General features: G+C 71.1%; 14 protein-coding genes. 7 read left to right on the top strand and 7 right to left on the bottom strand.

What is annotated here, in order from left to right; translation table 11 throughout:
* Nucleotides 1-2: 2 nt before the first annotated feature.
* Nucleotides 3-617, bottom strand: a complete 615-nt coding sequence (phnH, locus tag BUQ68_RS05305) for a phosphonate C-P lyase system protein PhnH (RefSeq protein WP_075214907.1) — start codon at nucleotides 615-617, stop codon at nucleotides 3-5.
* Complete coding sequence (gene phnG / locus BUQ68_RS05300; protein ID WP_075214906.1) at nucleotides 617-1,084, bottom strand: phosphonate C-P lyase system protein PhnG; 468 nt, start codon at nucleotides 1,082-1,084, stop codon at nucleotides 617-619. Before phnG ends, phnH begins: the two co-directional genes overlap by 1 nt.
* Nucleotides 1,085-1,630: 546 nt before the next feature.
* Here phnG and phnF point away from each other — a divergent pair.
* The gene (phnF, locus tag BUQ68_RS05295) at nucleotides 1,631-2,434 is read left to right on the top strand and encodes a phosphonate metabolism transcriptional regulator PhnF (protein ID WP_075214905.1); all 804 of its coding nucleotides are present in this window, start codon (nucleotides 1,631-1,633) and stop codon (nucleotides 2,432-2,434) included.
* A 123-nt stretch (nucleotides 2,435-2,557) separates the two neighbouring features.
* On the top strand, nucleotides 2,558-3,499 hold the full coding sequence (locus BUQ68_RS05290; protein ID WP_075214904.1) for a 2-hydroxyacid dehydrogenase: 942 nt from the start codon (nucleotides 2,558-2,560) through the stop codon (nucleotides 3,497-3,499).
* 141 nt (nucleotides 3,500-3,640) lie between these two features.
* Here the strand turns inward: BUQ68_RS05290 and wrbA are convergent, their stop codons facing one another.
* Complete coding sequence (gene wrbA / locus BUQ68_RS05285; RefSeq protein WP_075214903.1) at nucleotides 3,641-4,240, bottom strand: NAD(P)H:quinone oxidoreductase; 600 nt, start codon at nucleotides 4,238-4,240, stop codon at nucleotides 3,641-3,643.
* 409 nt (nucleotides 4,241-4,649) lie between these two features.
* Here wrbA and BUQ68_RS05280 point away from each other — a divergent pair, with 409 nt between their 5' ends.
* Together BUQ68_RS05280 and BUQ68_RS05275 are read left to right on the top strand one after the other, a co-directional pair.
* On the top strand, nucleotides 4,650-5,702 hold the full coding sequence (locus tag BUQ68_RS05280) for a sugar phosphate isomerase/epimerase family protein (RefSeq protein ID WP_075215117.1): 1,053 nt from the start codon (nucleotides 4,650-4,652) through the stop codon (nucleotides 5,700-5,702).
* 32 nt (nucleotides 5,703-5,734) lie between these two features.
* On the top strand, nucleotides 5,735-6,907 hold the full coding sequence (locus tag BUQ68_RS05275; protein ID WP_075214902.1) for a Gfo/Idh/MocA family protein: 1,173 nt from the start codon (nucleotides 5,735-5,737) through the stop codon (nucleotides 6,905-6,907).
* 161 nt (nucleotides 6,908-7,068) lie between these two features.
* Here the strand turns inward: BUQ68_RS05275 and betB are convergent, their stop codons facing one another.
* The 4 genes from betB to BUQ68_RS05255 all read right to left on the bottom strand — a co-directional run bounded on the left by betB (nucleotide 7,069) and on the right by BUQ68_RS05255 (nucleotide 12,098).
* Nucleotides 7,069-8,532, bottom strand: a complete 1,464-nt coding sequence (betB, locus tag BUQ68_RS05270; RefSeq protein ID WP_075214901.1) for a betaine-aldehyde dehydrogenase — start codon at nucleotides 8,530-8,532, stop codon at nucleotides 7,069-7,071.
* 305 nt (nucleotides 8,533-8,837) lie between these two features.
* Nucleotides 8,838-9,908 carry a choline ABC transporter ATP-binding protein gene (gene choV, locus BUQ68_RS05265; RefSeq protein WP_075214900.1) on the bottom strand — a complete coding sequence of 357 codons (1,071 nt, stop codon included), beginning with the start codon at nucleotides 9,906-9,908 and terminating at the stop codon, nucleotides 8,838-8,840.
* Nucleotides 9,905-10,960, bottom strand: coding sequence for a choline ABC transporter permease subunit (gene choW, locus BUQ68_RS05260; protein ID WP_245293167.1), 1,056 nt, complete (start codon nucleotides 10,958-10,960; stop codon nucleotides 9,905-9,907). The genes choV and choW overlap by 4 nt, the downstream gene beginning before the upstream one ends.
* A gap of 196 nt (nucleotides 10,961-11,156) precedes the next feature.
* Nucleotides 11,157-12,098, bottom strand: coding sequence for a choline ABC transporter substrate-binding protein (locus BUQ68_RS05255; protein WP_075214899.1), 942 nt, complete (start codon nucleotides 12,096-12,098; stop codon nucleotides 11,157-11,159).
* A gap of 384 nt (nucleotides 12,099-12,482) precedes the next feature.
* On the opposite strand from BUQ68_RS05255, the gene betI reads away from it, so the two are divergent.
* The 3 genes from betI to BUQ68_RS05240 all read left to right on the top strand — a co-directional run bounded on the left by betI (nucleotide 12,483) and on the right by BUQ68_RS05240 (nucleotide 16,263).
* A complete protein-coding gene (gene betI / locus BUQ68_RS05250) occupies nucleotides 12,483-13,067 on the top strand; it encodes a transcriptional regulator BetI (protein WP_075214898.1) in 585 nt (194 codons plus the stop codon).
* The gene (gene betA / locus BUQ68_RS05245) at nucleotides 13,060-14,715 is read left to right on the top strand and encodes a choline dehydrogenase (RefSeq protein WP_075214897.1); all 1,656 of its coding nucleotides are present in this window, start codon (nucleotides 13,060-13,062) and stop codon (nucleotides 14,713-14,715) included. The genes betI and betA overlap by 8 nt, the downstream gene beginning before the upstream one ends.
* A 150-nt stretch (nucleotides 14,716-14,865) precedes the next feature.
* Nucleotides 14,866-16,263, top strand: coding sequence for an MFS transporter (locus BUQ68_RS05240; protein WP_075214896.1), 1,398 nt, complete (start codon nucleotides 14,866-14,868; stop codon nucleotides 16,261-16,263).
* Nucleotides 16,264-16,345: the final 82 nt, after the last annotated feature.

Genomic DNA, 16,345 nt, shown 5'->3' with positions numbered 1-16,345 from the left:
CGTCACTCCGTGGGGGCGAGGCGGGTGGAGCGGGGCAGGCCGGCCACAAGGCCGCCCGCGACGAAGACCACGTCCACCCCGCGCGGGAAGAGCGCCCGGTTGGCGGCCCACTGGTCTTGGAAGCCGGCCCGCTCGGGTAGCGCGCGGAAGCGGCGGGGCGCCTCGAAGCCCGGGCCGGTCAGAAGCGGCGCGCTGGGGTCCGTGTCGAACCGGTCGACGGCGATCACCAGCGTGGTGGAGCGATCCGGATACTCAGCCGTGCCTTGGGCGAAGGCGGCGAGCGGCGGCAGCCGCAGCGGATCCACCACCAGGGCGAAGGCCGCGTCCATCGGCTCCGCCGCCACCGGCGCCCCGGTGTGGAAGGCGAGCCAGGCGCGCACCGGCTGAGAGGCGGCGAGCGCCGGGTCGAGCCAGACCGGCGTGTCCGGGTCGAGGAGGGTCAGCGCCACCGCGCCGAGGCCGGGCGGCAGCGGCGCCGGCGGCGCGGCCTCCACCGGCAGCGGCAGCGGGCGCGCCGGTTCGGCGAGCGCTGCCATCAGCACGCGGAACACCGCCTGGGTCTGGAACACCGGGCGGGCGAATCCGCCTTCCAGGGCTTCCGCCGTGACAGCCGCCATCAGTCGTCTCCCCGCACAAGGGTGAAGAAGTCCACCCGCGTCGCCGCGGTTTCGGCCTCCACGGCCGCGTCGTCCTCGGCCAGGCGCCGGCGCGCCGGGGCGATCACGGCGGCCTCCACCAGCGGGCGGGTGTCCGGCCGCTGCCAGAGCGCGTCGAACACCGCCACCAGACGCGCCTGCACCCGGTCGCGGCCGAGCACGTGGCCGGTGCCAATGGTGCCGTCGCCGAGCTTCACCGTGCAGCGGGTCACAGTGGTCTCGCCGAGGTTGAACGGCCGTCCGCCGCCGCCCATGCGGCCGCGCACCATGACGAGGCCGGTCTCCGGCGCGCGCATCTCGTAGACGTCCGGCTTGTCGGCAAGCCCGGTCCAGGCGTCGGCAAGCTGGGCGCGGCTCATGCGGGCGAGCACCGCCAGCGCGGCGCGCCGCGCGTCCGTCTCGCCCGGTGGATCCATGGCCATGCTCATGCGGCAGCCTCCGTTCCTGTCGCGTCCCGTCCCGGACGCGCGTCGATTGGTCTATACATCTATACCACTCGACATACACCTTGGATACCCCGTCCCGGTGACATCCGAATGACGGGGTCCGACTCACCCGAGAAAGGGTGGATGGTCCGGCTGAACACTGAACCGGACCATGACGAGGGCGCGCGCCGACGGCGAAGTCTGGACAGCCAACCTCAATCCAGGTCGTCACCCCGGCGAAAGCCGGGGCCCAACCGTCATCTGCTCCAGCCGCGACGGTCCAACTCTCCCGCCGTCGGCTGGATTTCGGCTTTCGCCGGGATGACGGCGAGGCCCGCTCTCGCGCGCATCCAGGACGATCCCGACCGCTCCCGACCCTCCCGCCCGCCGTCAGGGCCGGTTCCGCCGGACCATCCACGCATTTGCGACCCCTCACCCCGCGCATCGCCACGCCACCATCACCGCCCGGCCCGCGGGTGATTATGACAAATTGCTATGCAAGAGTGACGGCCACACTTTCGAATCGAACCATGGGGACACGACGGCGCGATGACGGACGGAATGGAGCGCGGCGGGGGTATTGCGCTCTGGCGGCAGATCGCGGAGCTGATCCGCAGCGAGATCGCGGCTGGCACCCACGGACCTGGCGAACGGCTGCCGCCGGAGGCGGACCTTGCCGCCCGGTTCGGCGTCAACCGGCACACGCTCCGGCGCGCCATGGCGGTGCTCGCCGAGGAGAACGTGGTGCGCATCGACCAAGGCCGCGGCACCTTCGTCCAGTCCGGCCGCCTAAGCTACCCGATCCGCCGCCGCACCCGCTTCTCCGAGATCGTCTCAGCCCAGGCGCGCGAGCCATCCGGCCGTATGATCGGCCACCGGCTGGAGCCCGCCGACGAGCGGGTCGCCGAGCGGCTGAAGGTGCCGGCCGGCACGCCGCTCCACCGGGTGGAGACCCTGTCGGTCGCCGACGGCGTGCCCATCTCGCTTGCCGATCACTGGATCCCGGCGGACCGCTTCCCCCGTCTCGTGGAGGTCTACGCGGAGACCGGCTCCTTCACCAAGGTGCTGGCCGCCCACGGCGTCACCGACTACACCCGCCGGTCCACCCGCGTCTCGGCCCGCGTCGCCGAGCCGGCGGAGGCTCAGCGGCTCGGCCTTGCGGCCGGGGCGGCGGTGCTCGTCACCGAGAACATCGACGTGGACGCCGCCGGCCTGCCGGTGCAGACCTCCGTCACGCTCTTCGCCGGCGACCGCATCGAACTGGTGATCGACCAGGCCGGTGATCAAGGCACGGAGCAGGGTGCGGACTTGGCCACCGAGCCCGAACCGCCTCCTGCCGCCGACCCCGCCTAGGCATCGCCGGATCCCGGGTCATGCATCCGGCCGAACCGGCTTGAGCCGACCCCGCGCATGGGGCAAGGTCGCGCCTTCCCGTCAAGGACCGGTCGCGGTCGAGACATCCAAGGAGCGTGGCGTATGACGATCGTGGTGGCGACCGCGGGCTGGTCCCCGACCGAGTGGATCGACGGCCTCCATGCCATCGATCCGGCGCGCGACGTGGTCGCGCCCGAGGCGATGACCGATCCGGCGGCGGTGGACTACGCCCTCGTCTGGAAGCCCGAGCCCGGCTATCTGGCCGGCCTGCCGAACCTCAAGGTGATCTTCTCCCTCGGCGCCGGCGTCGACCATCTGACCTCCGACCCGGCCCTGCCGGACCTGCCGGTGGTGCGCATCGTCGACCCGGACCTCACCCGCCGCATGACCGAGTGGGTGGTGCTGCAGGTGCTGCTCCACCACCGCCAGCAGCGCGCCTACGACGCCCAGCAGCAGGCGAAGACCTGGAAGTCGCTGCGCCAATGGTCGGCGGCGGAGGTGCGCGTCGGCATCATGGGCCTCGGCGTGCTCGGCCTCGACGCCGCCCGCGCGCTCGCGTCCTTCGGCTTCCCGCTCGCCGCCTGGAGCCGCTCGCCGAAGACCGAGCCCGGCATCGACTGCTATTCCGGCGAGGCGGGCTTGGCTCCCTTCCTCGCCCGCACCGACATCCTGGTGGTGCTCCTGCCCCTTACCGACGACACCCGCGGCATCCTCGACGCCCGCCTCGTCGACGGGCTCGCCAAGGACGGCCCGCTCGGCGGCCCGGTGATCGTCAACGCCGGCCGCGGCGGCCTGCAGGTGGAGGACGACCTCGTCGCCGCCCTCAACGACGGCCGCCTCGCTGGCGCCAGCCTCGACGTGTTCGTCACCGAGCCGCTGCCGGCGACGAGCCCGCTCTGGCACGCCCCCAACCTCACCCTCACCCCGCACGTGGCCGCCGAAAGCGACCCGCGCGCGCTCTGCCGCTACGTGCTCGGCCAGATCCAGGCATTCGAGCGCGGCGAGCCCTTGCAGAACCTCGTCGACCGCACCCGCGGCTACTGACACCAAGCCCGAAACAGCAACGGGCGCGCCCCTCGGTCGAGGGACGCGCCCGCCTTGTCCGGCCGGTGGGGGGCGACTCAGCCGAACAGCTTGGAAGCCCCGTTCGGCGTCAGCCGAACAGCTTGGCAGCCCCGTTCGGCGTCAGCCGAACAGCTTGGCAGCAATGTCGGCGACAAACTTGCCCTGGAAGCGGGCGCCGTCGAGCTCGTTCGCGCTCGGCTGACGCGAGCCGTCGCCGCCGGCGAGCGTGCTGGCGCCGTAGGGCGAACCGCCGGTGATCTCGTCCATCCGCATCTGCCCGGCGAACGCGTAGGGAAGGCCGGCGATCAGCATGCCGTGGTGCAGGAGCACCGTGTGCATGGAGGTCAGCGTGGTCTCCTGGCCGCCGTGCTGGGTGGCCGTGGAGGTGAAGGCCGCGCCCACCTTGCCTACCAGCTTGCCCTGCGCCCAGAGCGCGCCGGTCTGGTCGAGGAAATTCTTCATCTGGGCGGCCATGTTGCCGTAGCGGGTCGGCGAGCCGATGATGATAGCGTCGTAGTGTTCGAGCTCGTTCGGGGTGGCGATCGGGGCCACCTGCTCGGTCTTGTAGTGGGCGGCGGCGGCGACGTCCGGCGGCGCCAGCTCGGGCACGCGCTTCACGTCCACGGTGGCGCCGGTCGAACGGGCGCCTTCGGCCACCGCGTTCGCCATCTGCTCCACATGCCCCCAGGTCGAATAATAGAGTACCAGAACCTTGGCCATCGGAAGTCCCATCCTCGGTCGTCGCGGGTGGAGGCGCCGGTTCGGCGGCCTCGTCAGCCCCACATATGCACTTCTCCGAACGCCTCCGGGCGCCCCTGAACAGACTGTTGCCGAAACCCTGAACAGTGGCGGCGGAACGCGGCCGCATCCGCGTTTCCGGGTGAACCGGCTCGCGCCCGCACGGGTTCCCCGCCGCTATCGGTAAGGGTCCCCGAAAGCGATGGCACGACGCGCGCGCGGCCGATTGGACCCCCTTGCGGCGGCTTGTCTGAAACGGCCGGATCTGCCATCGTTCGCTTCAATGTAATCGGTTACTTCAGCCGTTACCCCCCTGCCGGGGCATCGGCGCGAGAGCCGCAAGTCAAGGGCGCCGCCAGACGGACGCCCACCGGGAGGAGGCGCGATGACCATGAAGACCATCAAGGGGCCGGCGATTTTTCTCGCCCAGTTTGCCGGCGACAAGCCGCCGTTCAATTCGCTCGACGCCATCTGCGGCTGGGCCGCCGGTCTCGGCTTCAAGGGCGTGCAGATCCCCTCGTGGGACGCCCGCCTGTTCGACCTCAAGAAGGCGTCCGAATCGAAGACCTATTGCGACGAGATCGCCGGCGTGGTCGCCCGCCACGGCATGGTCATCACGGAGCTTTCCACTCACCTGCAGGGCCAGCTCGTCGCCGTCCACCCGGCCTATGACGCCGCCTTCGACGGCTTCGCGGCGCCGGAGGTGCGCGGCAACCCGGCCGCCCGCCAGGCCTGGGCGGTGGACCAGGTGAAGCGCGCCGCCGTCGCCTCACGCCACCTCGGCCTCAACGCCCATGCCACCTTCTCCGGCGCGCTCGCCTGGCCCTATGTCTACCCCTGGCCGCAGCGCCCCGCCGGCCTGGTGGAGACCGCCTTCGACGAACTCGCCGCCCGCTGGCGGCCCATCCTCGACGTCTTCGAGGAGAACGGCGTCGACGTCGCTTACGAGATCCACCCGGGCGAGGACCTCCACGACGGCGCCACCTTCGAGATGTTCCTGGAGCGCGTCGGCAACCACCCGCGCGCCAACATGCTCTACGACCCGTCGCACTATGTGCTGCAGGCGCTCGACTATGTGGCGAACATCGACATCTACCACGCGCGCATCAAGGCCTTCCACGTGAAGGACGCTGAGCTCAACCCCACCGGCCGCATCGGCGTCTACGGCGGCTACCAGAGCTGGGCCGACCGGGCCGGTCGCTTCCGCTCGCCGGGCGACGGGCAGGTGGACTTCGGCGCCATCTTCTCCAAGCTCACCCGCTACGGCTTCGAGGGCTGGGCGGTGCTGGAATGGGAGTGCGCCCTGAAGCACCCGGAGGACGGCGCCCGCGAGGGGGCGGACTTCATCAAGCGCCACATCATCCGCGTCACCGAGCACGCCTTCGACGACTTCGCCGGCGCCGGCACGGACGAGGCCGCCAACCGTCGCATGCTCGGGCTCTGAGCGCCCAGACCCGCCTGCCAAGGAGCATACCCATGAGCACCGACCAGAGCCCGTCCGATACGGGTCCCATCCGCCTCGGCATGGTAGGCGGCGGCCAGGGTGCCTTCATCGGCGCCGTCCACCGCATCGCCGCCCGCCTCGACGGGGACTTCCAGCTCGTCGCCGGCGCGCTGTCGTCCGATCCGGAGCGCGCGCGCCTCTCCGCCCTCGACCTCGGCCTCTCGCCGGAGCGGGCCTACACGTCTTACGAGGGCATGGCGCGGGTGGAGAGCCGGCTGAAGGACGGCATCGAGGCCGTCGCCATAGTGACACCCAACCACATGCACTTCCCGGCCGCCAAGACCTTCCTGGAGGCCGGCATCCACGTCATCTGCGACAAGCCGCTGACCGCCACCATGGACAACGCGGTGGCCCTGGTCGACGTGGCGAAGGCGTCCGGCAAGCTCTTCATCCTCACCCACAACTACACCGGCTATCCGATGGTGCGGCAGGCCCGCGCCATGGTGGCCGAGGGCCTGATCGGCCGCGTGCGCGTGATCCAGGCGGAATACGCCCAAGGCTGGCTCGCCACCAAGGTGGAGGACGAGGGCTCCAAGCAGGCTGCCTGGCGGGTGGACCCGGCGAAGTCCGGCGCCGGCGGCTGCATCGGCGACATCGGCACCCACGCCTACAACCTCGCCGCCTTCGTCACCGGCCTGGAGCTGGAAGCCGTCGCCGCCGACCTCACCACCTTCGTGGAGGGCCGCCGGCTCGACGACAACGTGGCCATCCTCACCCGCTGGTCCGATGGTGCCCGCGGCATGCTGTGGGCGAGCCAGGTGGCCGTCGGCAACGAGAACGCCCTCAGTCTGCGGGTCTACGGCGACAAGGGCGGGCTTGAGTGGCGCCAGGAAGACCCGAACCAGCTCTGGTACACGCCGCTCGGCGCGGAGAAGCGCCTCATCACCCGCGGCGGCGCCGGCGCCGGCCCGGCCGCCGCCCGCGTCACCCGCACGCCCTTCGGTCACCCGGAAGGCTATCTGGAAGGCTTCGCCAACATCTACCAGGAAGCCGCCCGCGCCATCCGCGCCGCCCGCACCGGCGCCGCCCCAGGCGAGGAGGTGATCTACCCCACCGTCGAGGACGGCCTCAAAGGCATGCGCTTCATCGACGCCTCCGTCCGCTCCTCCGCCGCCGGCGGCGCCTGGACGGCAGTGGAGCGGTAAGACGCGGGACCGACGAAGGGTTGGCCGGTCCGGCCTTCGCGGACCATGACGATCGAAGCGGGGGCGGAGAAGCGAAGGCCTGTCCAGCGACTTCGGCGTCGCGGAAGACAGGCCTTGTCCGCTCCAAGCGGATCGCGAAATTGTTGGAGGCGCCCCTCCCCTCAGTACGGCGCTTCCACGTCCCCCATCGCCACGTAGACGCTCTTCACCTGCGTGTAGGCGTCGAGCGCGGCGCGGCCGTTTTCGCGGCCGAGGCCGGATTGCTTCATGCCGCCGAAGGGCATTTCGACGGGGGTGAGGTTGTAGGTGTTGATCCAAGTGGTGCCGGCCTTCAGGGCGGCGATCACCCGGTGGGCGCGGGTGAGGTCGGCGGTGAAGACGCCGGCGGCGAGGCCGAAGGGGGTGTCGTTGGCGCGGGCGATCACCTCGTCCTCGGTGTCGAAGTCGAGGACGGCCATCACCGGGCCGAAGATCTCCTCGCGGGCGATGCGCATGGTGTCGGTCACGTCGGCGAAGACGGTGGGCTCCACCCAGGCGCCGGCCTCGAAACCCTGCAGCTTCGGCACGCCGCCGCCGACTAGGAGGCGCGCGCCCTCGGCTTTGCCGATCTCCAGGTAGGAGAGGACCTTCTCCCGGTGGACGTGGCTGACGAGCGGGCCGAGGTGGGTCTCCTCGTCGAGCGGGTCGCCGAGGCGGATGGCCTTGGTGCGGGCGACGAGGCGGTCGAGGAAGCGGTCCTTCAGGCCCTTCTGGACGAAGACGCGGGTGCCGTTGGAGCAGATCTGCCCGGTGGAATAGAAGTTGGCCAGCATGGCGGCCGAGACCGCGTTCTCCAGATGGGCGTCGTCGAAGACGACCAGCGGTGACTTGCCGCCGAGCTCCAGCGTTACGTGCTTCAGCGTCTCGGCGGCGTCGGCCATCACCTTGCGGCCGGTATCGCTCTCGCCCGTGAGCGACACCTTGGCGATGCCCGGGTGGCGGACGAGCAGGCGGCCTGTGTCGCCATAGCCCTGGACCACGTTGTAGACGCCGTCCGGCAGGCCCGCCTCCTTCAGGATCTCGGCAAGCTTCAGCGCCGAAAGCGGCGTCGTTTCGGCCGGCTTGAAGATGACCGCGTTGCCGGCTGCGAGCGCCGGGGCGGCCTTCCAGCAGGCGATCTGGATCGGGTAGTTCCACGCCCCGATGGCGGCGACGACGCCGAGCGGCTCACGCCGCGTGTAGACGAAGGCCGTTCCGAGGTCGACCGTGGTGCCTTCCACCGACGCGGCGAGGCCGCCGAAATACTCCAGGCAGTCGGCGCCCGAGGCGGCGTCGGCGACGAGGGTTTCCTGCAGGGCCTTGCCGGTGTCGAGGGTCTCCAGGACGGAGAGTTCGCGATTGCGCGCGCGGAGGATGTCGGCGGCCCGGCGCAGGATCCGGCCCCGCTCGCGCCCGGGCAGACGCGCCCATGCGGCCTGCGCGCGCGTGGCCGCGGCAACGGCGGCGTCGACGGTTGCGGCCGTGGCGGCGGTGAGGCGGGCGATCGGCTCGCCGGTGGCGGGGTAGCGGGAGACGATCTCGGCGCCGGCGGGATCGTCCACGTAGGCGCCGTCGATGAAGTGGGAGGCGGGGGGCTGGGCGCGCATTCGGGCGGTCCTTGGGGGGGTATGGGTGTGGGTGGTGCGAGCGGGGTGGTGGGGTGGAGGTTCTCCCCTCTCCCACAAGGGGAGAGGAGACGGCGGGCGTTGGCGGTTCACCCCTCTCCCCAACCCTCTCCCTCAAGGGGAGAGGGGGTGCGTCGAGGATGGGGAGACGGGGGCGCCTGATCCTCTGTCGGGCCCCCTCCACCCTGGTGGGGGAGGGTTGGGGAGAGGGGGGAGTCACGGGCACAACGGCCGATGCTCCTCCTCAGAACTTGCGGGCGCGACGGTGGAAAGCGACACCGTCCCCTCTACTTCCTCAGGATCCCGCGCAGGATGTCCTCGTCGTCGATGGTGCCGACGAGGGTGCCGGCGTCTTCCACCAGAAGGGCCTGGCCGGTGGTGAGGCGGGCGGCCATGACGGCCTTGATGGGGAGGGTGGCGGGGGCGATCGCCGGGCGGCCGGCGAAGATGCGGTCGTCGGGCAGGCGCGGGGTGTCGGCGGGGGCGATGAGGCCAGCGGCGGGGCGCATCACGTCGGCGGCGCGGAGCACGTTCAAGGGGTTCATGTGGGCGACGAACTCGGCCACGTAGGGCGTGGCGGGCTTCAGCATGATCTCCTGCGGCGTGCCCACCTGGATGACCCGGCCGCCCGCCATGATGACGATGCGGTTGCCGAGCTTCATGGCCTCGTCGAGGTCGTGGCTGACGAAGAGGATGGTGCGCTTCAGGTTGCGCTGGAACTCCAGGAGTTCGTCCTGCAGCTTGTCGCGGATCAGGGGGTCGAGGGCGGAGAAGGGTTCGTCCATCAGGAGGATGGGCGCTTCCGTCGCGAAGGCGCGGGCGAGGCCGACGCGCTGCTGCATGCCCCCGGAAAGTTCGCGCACCTGCTTGTCGGCCCAGTTGGTGAGATGGACGAGGTCGAGCTGGGCCTTCACGCGCTTCTCGGTGACGGCCTTGTCGACGCCGGCAAGCTCCAGGCCGAGGGCGACGTTCTCCGCTACCGTGCGCCAGGGCAGGAGGCCGAACTGCTGGAACACCATGGCGACGCGGCTGCGGCGCACACGGCGGAGCGTGGCGGCGTCGCAGGTGGAGACGTCCACCCGGCCGTCGCCGTCGGCGACCTCCACGCTGCCGCGCGAGACCGTGTTGAGACCGTTCACCGCCCGGATGAGGGTGGACTTGCCGGAGCCGGACAGCCCCATGAGGACGACGATCTCGCCCTCGGAGACGTCGAACGAGGCGTTCATGACGCCGACGATCTGGCCGGTCTCCCGGTTGATGTCGGCGACCGGGCGGCCGGCGTCGATCAGCGGGAAGGCCTTGGCCGGCTCGGACCCGAAGACGATGTCGACGGCCTTGAAGGAGACGGCGGTGGTCATCGGCCGGCCCCCTTGGCGCCGCCGGCGCGCTGGTCGGCCCGGCAGAGCCGGTCGAGCACGATGGCGATCAGCACGATGGCGAGCCCCGCGGTGAAGCCCATGGCGATGTTGACCGAGTTGAGCGCCCGAAGGACCGGCACGCCGAGGCCGTCGGCGCCGACAAGGGCGGCGATCACCACCATGGAGAGGGAGAGCATGATGGTCTGGGTGAGACCGGCGAGAATCTGCGGCAGGGCGTAGGGGATCTCCACCTTGACGAGCCGCTGCCAGGGGGTGGCGCCGAAGCTGTCGGCGGCCTCCACGAGGGCCGTCGGCGTGGAGGCGACGCCGAGCTGGGTGAGGCGGATCGGCGCCGGCAGGGCGAAGATCACCGTGGCGATGAGGCCCGGCACCATGCCGAGGCCGAACAGGATGAGCGCCGGGATGAGATAGACGAAGGTCGGGATGGTCTGCATCAGGTCGAGCACCGGCCGGAGCGCGGAGGCGAGCCAGGGCCGGCGGGCGGAGGCGATGCCGATGGGCACGCCGATGGCCATGCAGACGAAGGCGGAGGCGAGCACCAGGGCGAGCGTCTCGGTCGTCTCGTCCCAGTAGCCCTGGTTGCCGATGAAGAGGAGCGAGCCGACCGTAAAGGCCGCGAGCGGGAGCGAGCGGTGGAGCGCGTGGGCGAGCGCGCCGGCAAAGGCGATCACCAGGAAGGGCGTGAAGGAGGCGGCGGCGTCCTCCACGGCCTCCGGCCAGGCGGCGACCGCGCCGGCGCCCGGCACGAGGCCGACGATCATCTGGGCGACGAGGAGCGCGACGGCGGCGACGGCGAGCCGGGCCGCGACCGGCGGTCGGCTGCGGGCGAGGACGAGGGCCAGGACGGCGACGAGGATGGCGAGGGCGACCAACGGGCCGGACACCTGGAGGACGGCCAGGATGGCGTCGATCACCGCCTCCAGGCCGACCGCGATGGTGTCGAAGAGGCCGCTGGCGTTCGTGGTGAGCCAGTCGACGAGGGCCTTCGCCCAGGGGCCGACGGGGATCTTGATGGCGCTGAGATACTCCATCGGCGGATGGTTCTCCCGGGGAGGATCAGGGTCGGCGGGACCGGCGGAAGGCGGGCGGGCGGGAGCGAGCGGCAGGCGGGATCGGCACGCTCGATCCGGCTTCGGAAGGCGACCGTCCGGCCATGAGGGACCATCCGCGGCGGCCGCGGATGGTCCGGACCGGGGGCGGCGCGGACGGGGTCCGCGCCGGGGCGGGTCAGCCGCCGATCTCGGCCTTCACGGCCGCGAGGGCGTCGCCGCCGTCGAGCGTGGTGACGCCGGCGAGCCAGGGCTCCACGGCGGCGGGGTTCTTGGCGAGCCAGGCCTTGGCGGCCGCGTTCGGCTCGGCGCCCTCGTCCAGGATGGCGCCCATGATCTCGTTCTCCATCTCCAGCGAGAAGACGAGCTGCGAGACGAACTTGCCGACGTTCGGGCACTCGGCCACAAAGCCCTTGCGCACGTTGGTGTAGATGGTGGCGCCGCCGTAGTCCGGGCCGAAGCTGTCGTCGCCGCCGGCCAGATAGGCGATCGGGAAGTTGGCGTTCATCGGATGCGGCGCCCAGCCGAGGAAGACGATGGGCTCCTCCGCCTTCACGGCGCGGGCCACCTGGGCGAGCATGCCCTGCTCGGAGCTCTCCACCAGTTCGAAGCCGTCGAGGCCGTGCTTCTTCTCCTCCAGGAGGCCGAGGATCAGGCGGTTGCCGTCGTTGCCGGGCTCGATGCCGTAGATCTTGCCGTCGAGCTGGTCCTTGAACTTCACGATGTCGTCGAAGGTCTTCAGGCCGGCGTCGAAGGCGTACTGCGGCACGGCGAGGGTGTACTTGGCGCCGGTCAGGTTGGCGCCGAGCACCTCCACGGTGCCCTTCTCCACGTAGGGGGCGCGGTCGGCCTCCATGGAGGGCTGCCAGTTGCCGAGGAAGACGTCGATGTCCTTGTTCTCCAGCGACGCGTAGGTGACCGGCACGGAGAGCACCTTGACCTCCGGCGTGTAGCCCATCGCGTCCAGAACCACCGAGGCGACGGCGGTGGTGGCGGTGATGTCGGTCCAGCCGACGTCGGAGAAGCGCACGGTGTGGCAGGCTTCCGGATCGGCGGCGAGCGCGGGCGCCGCGCCGAGGAGGAGCGCCAAAGCGGCGACGGCGGATTTGGTTTTGTACATGTGTGACTCCCTGTTCCCACGTCGATGGCGGACGCCCGTCCCAGCAGAGACGCGCCCTTTGCGGCCCCCTCGAAGACCAAAGCCACCCGCCCTTATGGCTGGGCGGTGCGGTGGTGCGCGCTGGGCGGAAGGGGCGAAAAGGGTCGTCGCGACCGCTCCGCCCGCCCCGCCCAAGCGCCATTCGGTTCTCTTCGTGACGTCATCCAAACACCGTACGTGGCTCTACGCAAGTTTTTGTTGATTGATGGCTCAATCAAAAATACGCTTTCCCCACACCGACCCGCCCGGTGTCGGAAACGGCGGTCTGCGGCGGCGGATGGGTGCAAACGGCGGCGGCGGCGCGATACCCCTCCCGTCGTCCGCGCCAGGCAAGGACAGCATGCGATGCCCAAGATCGGGATGGAGCCGGTGCGCCGGCGGGCGCTCATCACGGCTGCGATCGAGGCCATCCACGACCGTGGCATGGCGGGGCTGACCATGGGCGACATCGCCAAGCGGGCGGGCGTCTCCTCGGCGCTGGCGCACCACTATTTCGGCTCCAAGGACCACCTCTTGATCGCCACCATGCGCCATCTGCTCGACGAGCTCGGCGAGGAGTTCCGCCGAAGGCTCGCCGAGGCGAACACCCCGGAGGCGCGCATCGACGCCATCATCGAGGGCAATTTCGCGCCCTGCCAGTTCCAGCCGACGGTGATCTCCGCCTGGCTCGCCTTCTACATGCAGGCCCAGCACGACGCGGAGGCCATGCGGCTCTTGAAGGTCTACCTCAGGCGGCTGGAGTCCAACCTCGTCGCCGGCCTCGGCGCCATGCTGCCGCCGGCGGTCGCCCGCGACACGGCGCGCGGGGCGGCCGCCATGATCGACGGGCTGTGGCTGCGCGCGGCGCTAAAGGCCACCGACGTTCCGGCGGAGGAGGCGATCCGCCTCGTCCGTGACTATGTCTCCTCCACGGTGAAGCGCCATGCTTGAAGCGGATTTCGTGATCGTCGGCTCCGGATCGGCGGGGAGCGCCCTTGCGGCGCGCCTGTCGGAGGACGGCAAGGCCAGCGTGCTGGTGCTGGAATTCGGCGGCACCGACGCCGGCCCCTTCATCCAGATGCCGGCCGCCCTTTCCTATCCGATGAACATGCCGATCTACGACTGGGGCTTCCAGGCCGAGCCGGAGCCGGCGCTCGGCGGGCGGGCGCTGGCGACGCCGCGCGGCAAGGTGATCGGCGGGTCCTCGTCGATCAACGGCATGGTCTATGTGCGCGGCCACGCCCGCGACTTCGACACCTGGGAGGCGATGGGCGCGCGGGGCTGGGGCTTTGCCGACGTGCTGCCCTACTTCCAGCGGATGGAGACCGCCCACGGCGGCGACGAGGGCTGGCGCGGCACCAAGGGCCCCGTGCACGTGACGCGCGGCACCCGCCGGAATCCGCTCTACAAGGCCTTCGTGGACGCTGGCGTGGAGATCGGCTTCGCCCCGACCGACGACTACAACGGCTTCCGCCAGGAGGGCTTCGGCCCGATGGAGATGACCGTCTGGAAGGGCAAGCGCTGGTCGGCGGCGGACGCCTACCTGAAGCCGGCGCTGAAGCGGGAGAACGTGGCGCTGAGCACCCGTACCTTCGCCCGTCGCATCCTGTTCGAAGGCAAGCGCGCGGTCGGCGTGGAGGTGGAGCGCGGCGGCCGGATCGAGGTGGTGCGCGCCCGCCGCGAGGTGATCCTGGCGGCGTCCTCGATCAACTCGCCGAAGCTGCTCCTCCTTTCCGGCATCGGCCCGGCGGAGGAATTGAAGCGGCACGGCATCGCGGTGCTGGCCGATCGGCAGGGCGTGGGCAGGAACCTGCAGGACCACCTGGAGTGCTACATCCAGCAGGAGGCGACCCAGCCGATCACCCTCAACGGGCACCTGAACCTCTTCGCCAAGGGGCGGATCGGCCTGGAATGGCTGCTCACCCGCAAGGGCCTCGGCGCGACCAACCACTTCGAGGCCTGCGCCTTCGTGCGCTCCAAGGCCGGCGTCGATTATCCGGACATCCAGTTCCACTTCCTGCCGGCGGCCATCCGCTACGACGGCAAGGCCCCGTCGGCCGGCCACGGCTTCCAGGTGCACGTGGGGCCGATGCGGTCGACGTCGCGCGGGGCGGTGACGCTGAAGAGCCACGACCCGCGCCAGAAGCCGGTGATCCGCTTCAACTACATGTCGACGGACGAGGACTGGGCGGACTTCCGGACCGCCATCCGGATGGCCCGCGAGGTGTTCGCCGCCAAGGCCTTCGCGCCCTACCGGGGCCGCGAGATCGCGCCGGGCGACGCCGCCCAGTCGGACGAGGCGATCGACGACTTCGTGCGTGAGCACGTGGAGAGCGCCTACCACCCGTGCGGCACCTGCCGCATGGGCGCCCCGGACGACCCGGGCGCGGTGGTGGACCCGACCGGGAGGGTGATCGGCGTGGAGGGCCTCCGGGTCGCCGACAGCTCCATCTTCCCGCAGATCACCAACGGCAACCTCAACGCGCCCTCCATGATGGCCGGCGAGAAGATCGCCGACCACGTGCTCGGCCGCGCGCCCCTGCCCCGCGCCAACCACGAACCATGGATCCACCCGCGCTGGCAGACCGAGCAGCGCTGAAGCCGGAAAAGCCGGACCAAGCTTGAGCTGTTGCGGCTTGACGGGGCCGCGCCGAACGATCACCGCTGATGCGCCGCCCCGGCAGACGGGCGGGCGACGCGGTCCCGGTCTACCGGGGCGGCGCCGACGGTGACGGGAGGCGGGCGCACAATGGCGGAGGTGGAAGCGGGCCGGTGGGCCGAACTGGCGTCGCCGCGCCACCTGTCGGCGACGGTGACGCTCTGCCTTGGCGTGGTGCTGTTCGCCTTCAACGAATTCATCGTCACCACCGCCATGCCGTCGGCCGTGGCGGAGGTCGGCGGGGTGGAACTGATCTCCTGGTCGCTCACCGTTCACCTGGTGCTCTCCATCGTGGGCGGCGCCGCTGCGGCGGTGGTGAAGATCCGCTTCGGCGCCCGGTCGGCGCTGGTCGGCGGCGCCCTCGTCTTCCTGGCCGGCTCGGTGGGCGTGGCGGCGGCGGGCGACATGCCGACTATCCTCCTCGGCCGCGCCGTGCAGGGCTTCGGCGACGGGCTGATCGCGGCGCTCTGCTACACCCTGATCCCGGACCTTTTTCCATCCCGGCTGATGCCGAAGGTGTTCGGCGCCGAGGCGCTGATGTGGGCGCTGGCGGCCTTCGGCGGTCCGGTGCTCGCCGGCCTTCTCACCGAGTGGATCTCCTGGCGGGCGGCGTTTCTCGCCAACGTGCCGATGGCGGTCGTCTTCATCCTGCTGGTGCTCTCCGTGGTGCCGCGGACGACCGGGGACGCGGGCGTGCGTGCGGTGCCGCTAGTGCGGCTGATCGGGATCGGCTGCGGCATCATGCTGGTGTCGGTGGCGGCGATCGTTGCCGGGGCGTTGCCGGCCGCCGCGCTCGTGGCGGCGGCGCTCGCCCTCCTCGCCCTGATGGTGCGCCGCGACCGGACGAGCGCGGTGCCGCTCTTTCCCGCCGACGCCTTCACGGCGCGCCCGCCGGTCGGACCGGGGCTCTGGGTGGTGCTCCTGATGCCGGTGGCCCAGGCCTTTGTGGCGGTCTACCTGGTGATCAGCCTGCAGGCGGTGTGGGGCTACGGCCCGCTCGCCGCCGGCCTCTTCGGCGGCGCCATGGCGCTCTCCTGGAGCGCGGTCGCCCTCGTCGTGGCGACGGTTTCGGCGGGCACCTGGCAGCGGACGGCGATCCGGCTCGGCCCGGTGGTCCAGACCGCGGGCCTTGCCCTGGTGGCGACGGGCTTCGCGACCGACCAGCCGCTTGCCGTGTTCGCCGGCCAGATGGCGGCGGGCGCCGGTTTCGGCGTGAGTTGGGCCTTCCTCAGCCAGACCGTGATGGACGGGGCCGGCGACAAGGACCGGGCGCGGGCCTCCGCCCTCCTGCCGACCCTCCATTCGGCCGGCTACGCCCTCGGCGGCGCCATGGCGGGCCTCACCGCCAACTCGCTCGGCTACGCGGGTGCCACGACGCCGGAGGCCGTGCGGGCGATCTGCCAGGTGCTGTTCGCCACCGCGCTCGTCTTCTCCGCCGCATCCATCCCGATGGCCTGGCGTGTGGCCGGCAGCCGGGCGCCGGACTGACAGGCGGCGCGCCGGTGACACCAGGCTCTTTACGGCCCGACCGGCCGACGTCCGTCCGGGCTTGCCTGCGCTCGTAACGTCC

It is taken from the genome of Mongoliimonas terrestris (assembly GCF_001927285.1).
GTDB lineage: Bacteria > Pseudomonadota > Alphaproteobacteria > Rhizobiales > Pleomorphomonadaceae > Chthonobacter > Chthonobacter terrestris.
The sequence above is the reverse complement of the archived record's forward strand: the minus strand, read 5'-3'. Positions and strand labels throughout refer to the sequence as shown.